This is a genomic window from Halomonas sp. PAMB 3264, from assembly GCF_031954245.1.
Classification (GTDB): Bacteria; Pseudomonadota; Gammaproteobacteria; order Pseudomonadales; family Halomonadaceae; genus Vreelandella.
Genome location: NZ_CP134866.1, coordinates 2954885 through 2969812 on the forward strand (window position 1 = coordinate 2954885; position 14928 = coordinate 2969812).

Here is a 14928-nt window from a genome sequence, read left to right on the forward strand (position 1 = left end):
GGCGCTATCAGCGTGTCTTGCCTAATGTTTCATAGGAGCACTAACGAGCGTTCACACCCCGTTTAACGCTTGGGCGGCTCGAGCGTGTCGTCGCCCTGGGTGTTGCCAGAGGGCGTGTCGGAGTCGGCCAGGCCGTGCTCTTTCTTGCTCTTGTCCTTGTCGTGGGGTGTGGGCTGCTTGCCCGGGTTGCCGCTCTGGCCCGAGGCGGCGTTGTGCCCCGGCATCGCCTCGTCGGAGTAGCGCATGTGCTCGCTGTCGGTGTCGCTCGGCGTATGGCGCGTGTCGTGCTCCTGATGCTCGTTTTGATGCGAGTCTTTCTCGTGCTGGTCTTTCTGTTGCTGGTCCTTGTCGGTTTCGTTTTTCATCTTCTCGGTCCTTTCGTGAAGAGAGTGCTGCATCTTATCGGCCTGCTGGTGGCCCATCTCGGCGGCCTCGCCCATCAGGCGGTCGCGATATTCGCCCATATAAGCGTCTTCCCGCCGTGTTGAGGGTAGAAGCCCGCCAAGCGCGGCGCCAATGGCAAACCCCAGTGCCCCGGCGACCAGCGGGTGCTCCTGAATGAAGTCCGACGAGTGGCGGCCGGCGTCTCTGGCCCACTGCCCGGCGTCGTGCATGCCGTGCTGGGTGGAGCGGTACAAGCCTGAGGTCGTGTCGCGCATGTTGCCTCCCATGTGGTGAGCCCGTTCGCTGATATGGTGGACGGCGTCACTGGCACTGTGGCCCATGTGGCGGGCGCCGCCGACGACGCGCTCCTTCATGCCCGAGTTCATGCCCGCGCCCTGGTCGAAACCGGTATCCGGGCGGTCGCTGTCATCGAACGCCGGTGGATGAGAAAAGGCGCTGCGCCCGGGGTGGTCAAACGGGGCGCCGCCTTCGAGACCCGCCGGGCGCGCGCCGCCCGTCAAGGCATCGGCGTACTCACCGGTAGGGCGGTCCACCCGGTTGGAGAACGGCTGCGACATCGGCGGGGGGTTCATGCGCGAATCGAAGCGCCCTTGCGGGCCGCTGTGCGGGTAGGCTTCGGAATTGGCGTAGTGGCGGTCATCGCGCTGAGCGCCGCTGCGCTGGGCGGTCAACAGCCAGCCAAGCCCTGCCCCGGTGACCAGAAACGGAACCGGGTTCTCCTTGATGGTCGTACCCAGATTAGTGAAGAACTCGTTGGCGCCGCCGTGACGAAGGTAGTCGTAGGAAGCGTTGAGCAGCCGCTGGGGTGAAAAGCGCTCCTCCAGCTCGCCAAGCGTGGAGTCGAGCCGCTCGCGGGAGTGCTGAATGTCCTTTTCGATCTCTTCGGGGGTGCGGTGATCCTTGTGATCGCTCATTTCAACGCCTCCTTAACGTTATGCTCGTGCTCCTGGGCCAGCTCCTTGTCCCGCTGTAAACTTTTTAGCGTGCGCTGCGGTGCCAAACGCTGCGCCTTGATCTTGTTGAGCCCCACGTTGAGCATGATCAACCCGATAACGGCGGTCACGACGCCGACGATGGCGGCGGAGAGCCAGGGGGTCATGTCCGACGGCAGGATTTCGTTGAGCAGGGCGACCGCCGATGCCAGCAGCACCAGAAAGCCGGCGAAGATCACCGCGCCCGCCACGGCGATTGCGGCGATGCCGGTCAGGGCCTGATGGGTCTTTTCCGAGACCTCGGCCTTGGCGAGTTCGGCTTCGCCTCGAACCAGGTCGGTTACCTCGCGGGTTAACGTCGTTAAAAGCGAGCCGACGGACGCTCCCTGCGTCGTGCTATTGCGCTGCGTTTCCATATAAGCCTCGTTCGTACTGGCCAATCGTTGAGCGTTAAACGCGTGGAGGGTTATCGCGGTGTGCGGTAAGGGTCGCGATCGCCGGGCAGCGGGTCATCGCCGGGCCGGGGGGTAATTCTCGGCCGCGCGTCATTGGCATCAAAAGGCTCGCTCGGGTCGCGCTCGGCGCTGCTGCCGCCAGGCACAGGGCCGTCGTTATCGAAGGATGACAGGGGACGAGACGAAGGGTGCTGAGAGGTAAAGCGCGACCCGGCGGCGTTCATGTCCGTATGGCGCTCGCGGTAGTCGCCCTGACCACCGAAAGCCGAGCCGCGATTCACAGCCCCAAAGCCTTCAGCGCCATAATGGCGGGGGTCGTCTTGAGGGTTCTGGCGTCTGGCGTTGTATGCTTGCGAACCGTAGCCTTGCGAACCGTAGCCTTGTGAACCGTAGCCTTGTGAACCATAGCCATGAGAACCATTGCCACGAGAACCGCGCTCTTGGGAATCATGGTGCTGCGAGCTTCGCAGAAAGCGGGCGACGAGAAAGCCCGCGGCGATGGCGCCGCCAATGAACACTGCCGGTTCGCGGCGGCTGTAGCCCTGAACGTCGTGGAAGACGCGCTTGAGGTCCTTGTCGCGAAACTGGTTCGAGAAGTCGTCGGCAAGCGCTGCCGCCTTGCGTGCCTGCTGCGAGAAAAAGGGCTGGTGCTGGCTTTCGAACTCGTCTGCGGCCTGGTTCAGAACCTTCGTGAACTTGCCGGCTTGCTTGGCGACCAGCTCGCGCTGCTGCTCATAGAAGTGCTCGGCCTGGTGCTGGGCGGCGTCGCCAAGGTCGTGAGCGGCCTCTTTACCCTGGCTTTTGAGCCGTTCGGTATCGAGAGTATCGTGTTCCTGAGAGGTGTCAGCGCTTTTTGCGCCGCTGGCATCGGGGTGGGAGTACTTTCCTTGATCGCTCATTAATTGCATCCTCCATGCGTTGCATTGTTTGCAGCCGGGGTAGTGAACAAAATGAACTTTTAGCGCTGATAAACGCCATCCTTTTTTATAACATGAGTTAACTACTTATTTTTAAAACTTCTTACAGACCACTTATGAACTATAGCGGGGGGTTAATAACTGTCAATTTTAAAACAACGCTTTTACAAAAAACTCCAGAAACTTATTCCCAAAACCAACAAAATATTTATATTTCAATGACTTAAAACTAATATAAAACTTGAAATCTCGGCCGCAAGGATTATTAAAAAACCCCTTTAACTAATGCTTTTAAAAACAAACGCGTTTTCCTGAAATACAAGTAGACCATCCTTTTTTTAAAAAAGTGTTAAGTAAAAATCATTTAAAGCAAACCGTAAAAGTGGCCAGGTTTGGCCCTTTCGTAACGTTGGACTAAGGTAAACGATGGTGCGACCCAGGAGCGGGTCGGCCATCGCTATACACCGCGTCGAAACGGTTACAAAGGAAGGAATCAATATGAGCGAGCAGAAACAGCCCCCGCAGCATCAGGACAAACAGCCCGGCGACGAATACGCCATGCGCCCGGCGCCGGAGTACATCCGCGCAAGCTATCGCGGCTCCGATAAGCTCAAGGACAAGGTAGCACTCATCACCGGCGGCGACAGCGGCATCGGCCGCGCCGTGGCCGTACACTTTGCCCGCGAAGGCGCCGACAGCGTGATCGTACATCTGGAAGAGGATGAGGACGCCGAAGAGACAAAGCGCCTGGTGGAAGCCGAGGGCCGGCGCTGCCTGGTGCTCAAGGGCGACGTGGCCCAGCCGGTCTTTTGCCGCGAGGTCATTCAAAAGACCCTCGATGAGTACGGCAAGCTCAACGTGCTGATCAATAACGCCGCCGAGCAGTACGACTGGGACGATATCACCGATATTCCCGACGACCAGCTTTTGCGCACTTTCCAGACCAACATCTTCAGCCACTTCTACATGATCAAGGCGGCCCTGCCGCACTTGAGCGAAGGCGATACCATCATCGAAACCTCGTCTATCAACGCCTTCAAGGGCAACGACACCCTGATCGATTATACCGCGACCAAGGGCGCCATTCAGGGGCTGATGCGCTCGATGGCCATGTCGCTGATGGAGCGCGGCATTCGGGTCAACGCCGTAGCACCAGGCCCGGTCTGGACGCCGCTGATTCCCGCCAGCATGAGTGAGGAGAAGGTCGAAAGCTTTGGCGGCCAGGTGCCGATGAAGCGCGCCGGCCAGCCCAGCGAAATGGGCCCCGCCTACGTGTATCTGGCAAGCGAAGACTCGTCCTACATGAGTGGCCAAACCCTCCACCTGAACGGCGGCGTGATTCTGAACACCTGATACGCCACGTTGAACGCACAAGGCGGCTTGCGGGCCGCCTTGTGCGTAGGTAGAGCGTAAGTAGAGCGATGACCGCGTGCGCGGCGCCAGCCGCCTTTCAGGCGCTCTGGCGCGCCACGGTATCGACCAGCACGTACTCGAACAGAATCGACTCGAACTGCTCCATGGGCGTGACCGACTTGAGCGTTTTGGCGCGCAAAATCGCCCCTTCCCAGCCGCTCAGGATGAAGCTGGCCAGCGCCTGGACGTCAGCCCGAGGGCTCACCGCGCCCTGGGCTTGAGCGGCCTGAAGGCAGGCCACGAAGTGCTGCTCCCAGCGCTGGAAGACCGTGTTCAGCGCGTCGCGAAAGACATCGCTTTGGCCCGAAAGCTCCTGGCCCAGGTTGCCGATCAAACAACCGGTTTCGTGGTTGCAGGTCTGCATGTAGTCCCGGCCGCGGGCGAAGTAGCGCTGCAAACGCTCGAGCGGCGTCACGCTTTCATCTTCCAACAGCGCCTTCAGACCCACGGCGTAGTCGTCGGCAAAGCGCTCGATCACCGCCAGCCCGAAATCCTCCTTGCTGGAGAAGTAGTGATAGAACGAGCCCTTGGGTACCCCGCAGGAATTGAGCACGGCGTTGATACCGGTGGCGTTGTAGCCGTGCTGAGCGATCAGCTCGGCGCCGGTATCGATCAATTTGTCGCGGGTCGAGGTGTTTTTCATATCGTCCAGGCCTGTCGGTCAAGGCAATCAATCAACGTGAAGCCGGTCTAGTTGTTAGGGTCGAGTGGTTAGATGCAGATGTTTTTATCAATGCGTCACGTTGCACGCTCTTTACACATTGCTTGCCTAATCACTGCTTAACTGGAGTAGATGCTAGCATACTACGCTTATCTTCCAGCATTTTTAGCTTCCAGCCAACGGATGACGTGCGGTAATGACCCTTCTTGATAAAACGCCGGCCCGCCAGCGCGGCCGGGTGCGTTGGGGCGCCATCGCGGCGCTTTTGATTCTGGCCGGCGGCCTGGCCCTGGCCTGGTGGATCGTCACTCAACCCCCGCGTATCGAGCGCCGCCCGCCGCCGCCGGCCTCACCGCCGCTGGTCGATGTCATCAGCGTCGAGCGCCGCGTTCAGGCCCCATCACTTTCAGGCTTCGGCCGGGTAGAGGCCGAGAAATCGACCATGATCTCGAGCCGAGTGGCCGGCGAGCTCGAACGCTTTGCCGAAGGCGTGGTGCCCGGCGAGGTCGTAGAGGAAGGCGCCCCGCTTGCCTATATCGACCGCGCGGATCTCGAGCTTGCGCTGCAGGATGCCCAGGCCCAGGTCGCCACCGCCGAAGCCGGCGTTGCGCTCGAACGTGCCGAGCAGCAGCGCGCCGAGGGTGACTACGCCCGCTTTGGCCGCGAGCTTACCGCCGAGCGCCGGGCGCTGGTGCTGCGCGAGCCCCAAAAGCGCCAGGCCGAAGCTGCCCTGACCCAGGCCCGGGTGCTACGCGACCAGGCCGCCCTGAATCTGGAACGCGCCACGCTCACCGCGCCCTGGCGGGCGATGGTCGCCGAACGCACCCTCGGCGCCGGCAGCCTGTTGAGCCAAGGCACCGAGGTGCTGAGTCTGGTCGGCGTCGAACAGTTTTGGGTGCGCGCCTCGCTTCCCGGCGACACGCTTGCCTGGCTCGAGCCCGGCGATCGCGTCACGCTCACCAGCCAAAGCTGGCCGGCGGAGGAGAGCCGCGAAGGTGAGTTGACCTCGATTCTGCCGAATCTCGAAGAGAACGGCCTGCAGGCACAGCTGCTCGTCTCCGTCGACGACCCGCTGGCACTGGACCAGAACGGGCCGGCGCTGCGCCTGGGGGATGTCGTGCGCCTTCGCTACCACACCACCGCGCGCGAGGCGTTGATCGCCCTGCCCTCCTCGGCGCTGCGCCCGGGCGACGTGGTGTGGTGGCTCGATGACGACGACCGTCTCCAGAGCTCGACGGTGACGCTTGCCTACCGCGGCGAAGAGCAGGCGCTGGTGAGCGACGGGCTCAGCCCGGGTCAGCGCGTGGTCACCGCCGGGCTTGCCCAGCCGCGCGTTGGCCAGCAGGTGCGCCCGCGCTCGTCCACTGAGGCGCCGGCCCACCCGGATGAGGAGAACGCCCCATGACGCGCAAGGGCCCGCTTGCCTGGATGGTGGATCACGGTGTCGCGCCGAACCTGATGATGGCGCTGTTCATCGTCGGTGGCCTGATGGCCTCGCTTGCGATCAAGAAGGAGGTCTTTCCCGACTTTGAAAGCGAAACCGTGCAGGTCACCATCAGCTACCCCGGCGCAACGCCAGAAGATATCGAGCAGAGCCTGCTGCTACCGGTCGAGGCGGCGATCTCCAACGTCGAAGGGATCGACGAGCTGACCGCGACCGCCAATGAAAGCAGCGGCGTGGTCCAGGCCACGCTGATCGACGGCGTGGAGGTGATGCGCGTCTATCAGGAGATCCAGCAGGCGGTGAATGGGATCACCACTTTCCCCAACGCCGCCGACCCGCCGCGCTTTAGCCTGGCGGGCTACTCGCGCGGCGTGGTGAGTTTGCAGGTGTATGGCGATGCCAGCCTTTCCGCGCTGCACGACGCCGCCGAAAACGTGCGCGCCGAGCTTCAGGCCAATAGCGGCATCTCCCGGGCGGAGCTTTCCGGCAACCGCGACCGTGAGATTCAGGTGCTGCTGGATGACGAGGCGATCGAGCGTTACGGGCTGGACCACCAGGCGCTTGCCGCGCGCATCGGCGAGGAAGCGCTGGATCTGGCCAGCGGCCAGCTCACCACTGCCGAAGGCGAGTGGCTGATCCGCTACCAGGGCCGGCGCCAAAGTGCCGCCGAGTTCGCGCGCCTGCCGATTCTGACCACCGCCCAGGGCGCACCGGTAACGCTTGGCCAGATCGCCCAGGTGCGCGAAGGCTTTGCCGAAACCGACCGCGAGGAGTTTTATAACGGCCAGCAGGGCCTCTCCGTCGAGGTTTTCCAGGTGGGCAATCAAACCCCCACCAGCGTCTCGAAGGCGGTGCAGAGCGAACTCGAGCGCCTGCGCGCCGGGCTTCCCCCGAACATTCATCTGGACGTAGCCCGCGACAGCTCCGAGGTGTACGAGGACCGCCTGGGGCTTCTGCTCAAGAACGCCTGGATGGGCCTGGCGCTGGTGATGATTCTCATGGCGCTGTTTCTCGAGGCGCGCCTGGCGTTCTGGGTGACGCTCGGCATTCCCACCGCGTTTTTGGGCGCGATGCTGTTTCTGCCCTGGATCGGGGTGTCGCTGAACATGATGTCGATGTTCGCCTTCATCATCGCGCTCGGCATCGTCGTGGATGACGCGATCATGGTGGGCGAGAACATCTACAGCTACCGCGAAGAGGGCTATTCGCTGCGCGATGCGGCGGTCAAGGGCGCCAAAGAGATCGCGGTGCCGCTCACCTTCGCCATTCTGTCCAATATCGTGGCGTTCATGCCGCTGCTGTTTTTGCCGGGCTTTTTGGGCATGATCTTCGCCACCGTACCGGTGGTGGTGGTCACGGTCTTTCTGATCTCCTGGGCCGAGGCACTGTTCATCCTGCCAGCGCACCTGGCCCACAGCCACAAGCCGCGCAAAACGCCGGCCTGGCAGCGCCCGCTGGAGCGCCTTCGCCACGCCTTGCAAGGGGGCCTGCACGCGTTTACCTACCGCCGCTTCGAGCCGTTTTTGCAGCGCGCGCTGAATCAGCGGCTTCTGAGCGTAAGCCTGGGGGTTACGCTGCTGGTGGTAGCGCTGGCCTGGGCGATGAGCGGGCGGCTCGGCTTTTCGCTGATGCCCCGGGTCGAGTCGGACCAGGTGCGCGCCACCGTGACCCTGCCGATCGGCAGTAACATCAGCGTCAGCCGCGAACTCGGCCAGCAGTTGATCGACGCCGCCGAGACGCTCAGCGGCGAGGAGCCGACGCTTTCATTCGCCAGCACCCGCAGCCGGCTGGACGGTGAAAGTCTGGAAGTAACGCTGGATATCGCCAGCGAGAGTCTCGATCAGTGGCCGCCATCGCGCATCGCCGAGCGCTGGCGCGACGTGAGCGGCGATCTGGTCGGCGCGCAGTCGGTGCGCTTCGCCTCGGACGTGGGCGGGCCGGGCAGCGGCGCCGCGCTCAGCCTGCGCCTTTCCCACCCGGATACCCAGGTGCTGGAAGCCGCCGCCACGCGCCTGGCCGAGCAGCTCGGCGAATACGGCCTGACCGATATCGACAGCGGCCTGGGCGACGGCAAGCCGCAGCTCGAAATGCGCCTGTCCGCCGAGGGTCGCGCGCTGGGCCTGACCGGCAGCGATCTGGCCCAAGCGCTACGCGGCCCGCTGCAGGGCGCCACCGCTGTCGAGCAGTTCATCGGCCGTCAGGAGGTCAGTGTCGAGGTGCGCCTGCCCGAGCAGGACCGGGCGAGTCTGAACGAGCTCTACCGCCTGCCGGTGCGCACTGCCGATGGCTTGAGCGTTTCGCTGTCGCGGGCGGCCGATATCACCCTGAGCCAGGCCTCGAGCAGCCTGACGCGTATCGACGGGCGACGCATCATCACCGTGACCGCCGACTCCGACAACGACCAGACGATCAACCAGGTGCTCGCCACGCTGCAGGAGGACGTGTTCCCTACGCTGACCAACACCTGGCCGGGGCTCGAAGTGGCTCTCGGCGGGCGCCAGCAGGACACCGCCGACAACCTCGCCACGCTCAGAACCGCCATGTGGCTGATGCTCGCCGCGCTCTATGCCTTGCTCGCCATTCCGTTTAGAAGCTACCTGCAGCCGCTATTGGTGCTGGCCGCCATTCCTTTTGGCCTGGTCGGCGCGGTGGCGGGCCATATGGTCATGGGCTTTGGGCTCTCGATCATCAGCCTGCTGGGAATGCTGGCGCTCTCCGGGGTGGTCATCAACGATGCGCTGGTGCTGATCGACTACGCCAATCGCAAGCGCCGCGAGGGCATGGCGGCGCGCGAAGCGATCGTCGCCGCGGCCACTCGGCGCCTTCGCCCGATCATGATGACCACGCTCACCACCTTTTTGGGGCTGGCGCCGATGATTCTGGAAACCTCGCGTCAGGCACGCTTCATGATCCCCATGGCCATCTCGCTGGGCTTCGGGATGATCTTCGCCACCGCCATTCTGCTCATTCTGGTGCCCTGCCTGTACCTGGGGCTTGAAAACCTGCGCGAGCGCCTGAGCGCCCCGCCGCAGCCAACCCCACAACCCGACCAAAGCGGTGGCGTATCATGACCCGGCTTCAAACGCTGTCACGCTGGCGTCCGTCGCGTCTTGGGTGGCGCCTGTTCGCGGTGATTCTGAGTGTCAACGTGGCGATCGCCGCCAGCACCTTTCTGGCGGTCTCCTACAGCATCGACCGGGGCTTCATCGAGTACCTGACCCAGGCTCAGGAGCGCCGGGCGACCCTACTGGCCGACGGCCTGGTGACCCGCTGGAACGGCCAGCGAAACTGGGCGTGGCTCGAGCGCTCCCCGGACCGCTGGCCTCGCGTGGTGCGCTTCGAGCTCGGCCGCGGGCGCGAGGAGCGCGCCTCTCCTTTGGGCGAAGCGCGAGACTTCGCGCTGCGCGACGCCGAGGGCCGCTTCGTGGTGCGCCCTCGCCCGCTGGGCGAGCCAAGCGACTGGCACTGGCTAACGCTTTACAGCGAAAGCGCCACCGGCGGCGAGCGCGTGAGTATCGGTGAGCTGGGCTTTCGCTCGCCCCAGCAGGTCATGGAGCGCATGGAGAGCCGTTTTCTGGAGCGCCAGCAGCGCAACCTCATCATTATCGTCCTGTCGTTGGTGGTCGCCTCGCTGCTGCTGGCCGGCGGGCTCTCCTGGTGGCTCGGCGGGCGCACCCGGGCGCTGGCCGGCGCCACGCGCCGGCTCACCGAAGGCGACTACCACATCCGCCTGCGCGCGCGCGGACGCGACGAGCTCTCGCGGCTGGCCCAGGACTTCAATCTGCTGGCCGAAACGCTGGAGGCGAGCCGCAACGCCCGGGCGCGCTGGGTATCGGACACCGCCCACGAACTTCGCACTCCGCTGGCCGTGCTGCGCGGCGAGATCGAGGCGATGCAGGACGGCGTGCGAGCGCTCGACCAGGAGAATCTGGGGTCGCTCGCCCAGGAGGTCGATCAGCTCGAGCGGCTGGTGGCGGATCTTCGCCTGCTATCGCAAAGCGACGCCGGCGCGCTCGATATTCACCTGTCGCCGATGGATCTCAGCGACAGCCTGTTGGGCCGGCTCTCGGATGCCGACCGCTGGCTGGCGGACAGCGGCCTTGCGCTTTCCACCGAGATCGCCCCGAACGTCATGGTGCTGGGCGACCCGCAGCGTCTGCGCCAGCTCTGGAGCAACCTGTTGGATAACAGCTGCGCCTACACCGTGGCCCCGGGCACGCTCGACGTTCGCTTGACCGTCGAGGCCCACCAGGCCGTGGTGATATGGCAAGATAGCGCCCCGGGCGTACCGGAAAGCGAGCTTTCACGGCTGACCGAACGGCTCTACCGGGTCGAGGGCTCGCGCAGTCGCGCAAGCGGCGGCAGCGGACTGGGGCTATCGATTGCAAGCGCGCTGGCCGGCGCCCACGGCGCGACGCTCACCGCCAGCGCCTCTCCCCTGGGCGGGCTTTGCTGGACGCTGCGCTTCCCGCTTCTGTCTTCGCGTTAGCGTTAGCGTTACATTAGCTTCACGCTGGATTTTCACTCTGGAGCCTCGAGTGCCCATGTCATCGACCGATTCGTACCCCGCCAACGCCTCACTTCTGATCGTCGAGGATGAGCCGAAGATCGCGCGCCTGATGGCCGACTACCTGACCGGCCACCACTTCGCGCCGACGCTGATCGAGCACGGCGACGACGTGCTTGCCTGGCTCGACGCGAATACGCCGGCGCTGGTACTGCTGGATTTGATGCTGCCGGGCATGGATGGCACCACGCTCTGCCGCGAGATCCGCCAGCGCTGGCCGGCGCTGCCCATCATCATGGTGACGGCCAAGGTCGAAGAGGTGGACCGTCTGGTGGGGCTCGAGATGGGCGCCGACGACTATATCTGCAAGCCGTTCAGCCCGCGGGAAGTGGTGGCCCGGGTCAAGGCGGTGCTGCGCAGAAGCCGCGCCGCCGAAAGCGCCCCCATTGAGGCCACCGCCCCAATCGCGCCGGTCACCCTGGACGATGAAGGCTGGGTGGCACTTGCCAAGGGCCAGGACCTGGGCCTCACCGCGGTGGAGTTTCAGCTTTTGCGCGTGATGATGCACGCCCCCGGGCGGATCTTTAGCCGCGAGCAGCTGATGGATCACATGTACCGCGACAACCGCATCGTTTCCGAGCGCACCGTGGATAGCCACATCAAGAAGCTGCGCAAAAAGATCACCGAAGCGCTCCCCGACCAGGAGATCATCCGCTCGGTGTATGGCGTCGGTTACAAGTATCAGCCTGAAGGCTGAGTGTCGGGGCCATTATCCACCTTACGATTCACTTCTCGATTGAGAAACGCGATCGCCGCATCAACAGCTCCGCCGCGCAGTAGAAAAGCCGCAATGTGCCCGCGGCCGTGCTGCAGGTAGAGCTCGGCGGGTGTGCCCTGGGCGCGCAGCGCCTCATAAAAGTCCCGGGCGTGATCCACCGGCACTAGCCGGTCGCGATTGCCGTGGAAAAGGAAAAACGGCGGCGCCTTTGGCGTGAGCTGGCGAATCGGTGAGGCCTGCACGTAGGCGTCGTACACCTCGTCGCGGGTACCGCCGAGCAGGCCGATCACAAGCTCCCCGTCATTGAATTTCAACAGATCGCTCGGCAGCCCCCCGACCGCCGCGGCGCGAAGCCTGGTGTGCTCGCCGCCATACGGCTCGGCCAGCGGCCCCGTTTGGCTTGCCAGCGCCAGAAGGCTCACCAGGTGGGCGCCGGAGGAGTAGCCCACGCCGACGATGCGGTCGGTATCGACCTCCAGGCGCTCGGCGTTATCGTGAATCCAGCGCATCGCCTGCTGTAGGTCATGAAGCTGGGCGGGAAAGCGGTAGCGCGGCGCAAAGCGGTACTCGACGTTGACCGTGACATAGCCCTGCCCCGCCAGCTGTCGGGCGATTTTTTCCATATCGGCGGGGCTTCGCCCGCGCCAGCCGCCGCCGTGCACGATCAGCGCCGCCGGGCGCAGGCCCGCGTTGGGGGTCTCGGGTAGGCGCACGCGGGCGGTGAGCGACTCGGGCCAGTTTGCCGGGGTATAAATTTGGGGGGTGAGCGACGTCGAGCGCACCGAGGGCGAACGCGGGGTTGGTGAGATGGCAGACTGGGCGATGGCGGTTTCGCCGCTGGTGGCGAGGTGGGTCGCGCCGCAGCCGCCGAGCAGTAGCGCCAAACTTCCTGCGCCTAGCGAGCGGCGAATCACACGAAACGCGTGCATCGATACCTCCTTTTATCCGGATGCTTAGCCTATGAGAAGGTCACGGTGTTTGCACACTTTGTGCAACGACTTTACACCGGGCCGCGTGATACTGCAGGTGTCACCTTCGACAGCATCGCATCAAGGAGAGAAACCATGACGCTATCACTTCGCAAACTCTTTGCCCCGGCTCTGTTGGCCGCCGCGCTGGTACCCGTCGCGATGACCGCTCAGGCGCACCCGCACGACGGCCACGGCCAGGACCGCGAGCAGATGCGCGAGCGCATGCAGGAGCAGCGCCAGGAAGTCTACCAGCGCGCCGAGATCGGTGAAGAGAAGCAGCAACAGCTCAACGAAGCCAACAGCGAATTTTTCGAGGCGATGAAGGCGCTGCACGACGAGCATCAGGCGCGCATCGACGAAATTCTGACCGACGAGGAGCACCAGGCACTGCGTGAGGCCATGCGCGACGTACGCCAAGAGCATCGCAGCGAGCGCGGCGGCGAGCGTGGGCGTCACCACGGCGAACAGGGCGACGAAGCGACCACGGCGACGGACGAGGCCCAAGCCGAGCAGTAAACGCCTCATCGATAGATTGTGTTCCAAAGACACCGCCCGGCTCATACCGGGCGGTGTCTTTTTATGCCTTTAGCGCATGGAGGTAGCCCGCTGTCATCAAGGCCATTGGGCGAGGCCGTTGTGTAAGACATTAGGGCGGCGTAATTTATCCGGGTTCGCCATTGATCCCGAGGCTTTGCCATGTCCCGCGCTCCCCGTCGCTTCCAGGCCCAACTTCCGCTTCCCGGCCGCGCCTTGCTGAACACCTGGCGCGAAGGCTACACGCCTGGCAAGCTCAAGCGGGACGTGCTGGCGGGGCTCACCGTAGGCGTGGTCGCGGTGCCGCTGTCGATGGCGCTGGCGATCGCCATCGGGGTGGCGCCGCAGCATGGGCTCTACACGGCGATCGTAGCCGGGGCCATCATCGCGCTGACGGGCGGCTCACGCTTCAATATTTCAGGCCCTACCGCGGCGTTCGTGGTCATTCTCTTTCCTATCGTGGCCGAGTACGGGTTGGGCGGGCTGCTCGTCGCCACGCTCATGGCCGGTTTGATTCTGATGGCGCTGGGGCTCGCCCGGCTGGGGAGTCTGATCCAGTACGTGCCCTACCCGGTCATTCTCGGCTTTACCGCGGGCATCGGGGTGGTCATTGCGCTGCTGCAGGTGCCCGGCTTTCTTGGCTTGAGCGATATCGCGCTTGGCAGCAGTACGCTTAATAACCTGGTGGTGATCGGCCGCGCGCTTCCCGAGCTTTCGCCGCCGGATCTATGCATAGGGGCGGCCACGCTTGCCACCTTGATTGCCTGGCCGCGCCTGAAAACGCCAATCCCCGCACCCCTGGTGGGCCTGAGCGTTGGCACGCTGGTGGCGCTTATGCTTGCCTGGGGCGGCATTGAGGTGGCGACCATTGCCTCGCGCTTTAGCTGGGAGGCCGATGGCGTGGCGGGTAGCGGCATTCCTCCTTTCGCGCCCAGCTTTGCCCTGCCCTGGCAGCTTCCCGGCGCCAACGATGATCCGCTGACCGTCGACTTCGCGCTGATCCAGGCGCTGCTCGGCCCGGCCCTGGCAATCGCGCTGCTGGCAGCCATCGAGTCGCTTTTGTGCGCCGTGGTGGCCGACGGCCTGACCCGCACCCGTCACGACTCCAACGCCGAGCTGATCGGTCAGGGGCTGGGTAACGTGATCGCGCCGTTCTTTGGCGGCATGACCGCTACCGCCGCACTTGCCCGTACCGCGACCAATATCAAAAGCGGCGCCTGTTCGCCGGTGGCCGCGCTCGTTCATTCGCTGGTCGTGCTGCTGGCAGTGGTCGCGCTGGCCGGCGCCATGGGCTACGTGCCGATGGCGGCGCTGGCCGCACTTTTGTTCATCATCGCCTGGAACATGAGCGAGGCGCGCCACTTCGTGCACACGTTGAAAAGTGCGCCGGGCAGCGACGTGGCGGTGCTGGTCATCTGCTTTTTGCTCACCGTGGTGTTCGACATGGTGATCGCGGTGGCCGTGGGCATGGGCCTGGCCGCCGCGCTGTTCATCCGGCGAATGGCAAAGCTCACCCACACTCGCCGTCTGGAGGCGCCGGAGCCCGCAGCCGCCTTCCCGGACGGCGTCGCCCACTACCGGGTCAGCGGGCCGCTCTTTTTCGGCGCCGCCGAAAAGGCAATGGCGACGCTTCGCGTGATCGACCGCGACGTGCGCATCGTGGTGCTGGAGATGCAGGAGGTGCCGAGTTTGGACGCTTCCGCGCTGGTCGCCATCGACACGCTGCGCCGGGAGCTTGCCGAGCGTGGCGTCGGCATTATCGTGGTCGGTCTGGCGCCGCGCATGGTGTTAAAGCTCAAGCGCACCGGCATCCGCCGCCAAGCGGGCCGGTTCGCCGTGGTCCGCCAGCTCGAACAGGCCAGGCGGCTGGCGCGGCGCTGGCTGGAGTTCCGGTCTGAAAAACCGGCATGA

At 64.2% G+C, this 14928-nt stretch carries 12 protein-coding genes; 7 read left to right on the plus strand and 5 right to left on the minus strand.

Annotation, left to right across the window (positions count from 1 at the left end; all coding sequences use genetic code 11):
- Positions 1-62 precede the first annotated feature (62 nt).
- The 3 genes from RN347_RS13360 to RN347_RS13370 are packed head-to-tail and all read right to left on the minus strand — an operon-like array spanning position 63 to position 2691.
- The gene (locus RN347_RS13360; RefSeq protein WP_311958547.1) at positions 63-1319 is read right to left on the minus strand and encodes a DUF3618 domain-containing protein; all 1257 of its coding nucleotides are present in this window, start codon (positions 1317-1319) and stop codon (positions 63-65) included.
- Entirely contained in the window at positions 1316-1753 is a 438-nt protein-coding gene (locus tag RN347_RS13365) for a phage holin family protein (protein ID WP_311958548.1), read from the minus strand. The genes RN347_RS13360 and RN347_RS13365 overlap by 4 nt, the downstream gene beginning before the upstream one ends.
- A gap of 50 nt (positions 1754-1803) precedes the next feature.
- Complete coding sequence (locus RN347_RS13370; protein ID WP_311958549.1) at positions 1804-2691, minus strand: hypothetical protein; 888 nt, start codon at positions 2689-2691, stop codon at positions 1804-1806.
- A gap of 516 nt (positions 2692-3207) precedes the next feature.
- On the opposite strand from RN347_RS13370, the gene RN347_RS13375 reads away from it, so the two are divergent.
- On the plus strand, positions 3208-4062 hold the full coding sequence (locus RN347_RS13375) for an SDR family oxidoreductase (protein ID WP_311958550.1): 855 nt from the start codon (positions 3208-3210) through the stop codon (positions 4060-4062).
- A gap of 97 nt (positions 4063-4159) precedes the next feature.
- Here the strand turns inward: RN347_RS13375 and RN347_RS13380 are convergent, their stop codons facing one another.
- Entirely contained in the window at positions 4160-4765 is a 606-nt protein-coding gene (locus RN347_RS13380) for a TetR family transcriptional regulator C-terminal domain-containing protein (RefSeq protein ID WP_311958551.1), read from the minus strand.
- A 214-nt stretch (positions 4766-4979) separates the two neighbouring features.
- Here RN347_RS13380 and RN347_RS13385 point away from each other — a divergent pair, with 214 nt between their 5' ends.
- The 4 genes from RN347_RS13385 to RN347_RS13400 are packed head-to-tail and all read left to right on the plus strand — an operon-like array spanning position 4980 to position 11491.
- Positions 4980-6188, plus strand: coding sequence for an efflux RND transporter periplasmic adaptor subunit (locus tag RN347_RS13385; RefSeq protein WP_311958552.1), 1209 nt, complete (start codon positions 4980-4982; stop codon positions 6186-6188).
- Complete coding sequence (locus RN347_RS13390) at positions 6185-9298, plus strand: efflux RND transporter permease subunit (protein ID WP_311958553.1); 3114 nt, start codon at positions 6185-6187, stop codon at positions 9296-9298. The genes RN347_RS13385 and RN347_RS13390 overlap by 4 nt, the downstream gene beginning before the upstream one ends.
- Positions 9295-10716, plus strand: coding sequence for an ATP-binding protein (locus tag RN347_RS13395; RefSeq protein ID WP_311958554.1), 1422 nt, complete (start codon positions 9295-9297; stop codon positions 10714-10716). The genes RN347_RS13390 and RN347_RS13395 overlap by 4 nt, the downstream gene beginning before the upstream one ends.
- Before the next feature lie 55 nt (positions 10717-10771).
- Positions 10772-11491, plus strand: coding sequence for a response regulator (locus RN347_RS13400; RefSeq protein WP_311958555.1), 720 nt, complete (start codon positions 10772-10774; stop codon positions 11489-11491).
- Here the strand turns inward: RN347_RS13400 and RN347_RS13405 are convergent.
- Positions 11476-12441, minus strand: coding sequence for an alpha/beta hydrolase (locus tag RN347_RS13405; RefSeq protein WP_311958556.1), 966 nt, complete (start codon positions 12439-12441; stop codon positions 11476-11478). The genes RN347_RS13400 and RN347_RS13405 overlap by 16 nt on opposite strands.
- Positions 12442-12576: 135 nt before the next feature.
- Between RN347_RS13405 and RN347_RS13410 the strand changes: the two genes are divergently transcribed.
- Positions 12577-12999, plus strand: a complete 423-nt coding sequence (locus tag RN347_RS13410) for a hypothetical protein (RefSeq protein WP_311958557.1) — start codon at positions 12577-12579, stop codon at positions 12997-12999.
- Between the two features lie 180 nt (positions 13000-13179).
- Positions 13180-14928, plus strand: a complete 1749-nt coding sequence (gene dauA, locus RN347_RS13415) for a C4-dicarboxylic acid transporter DauA (RefSeq protein WP_311958558.1) — start codon at positions 13180-13182, stop codon at positions 14926-14928.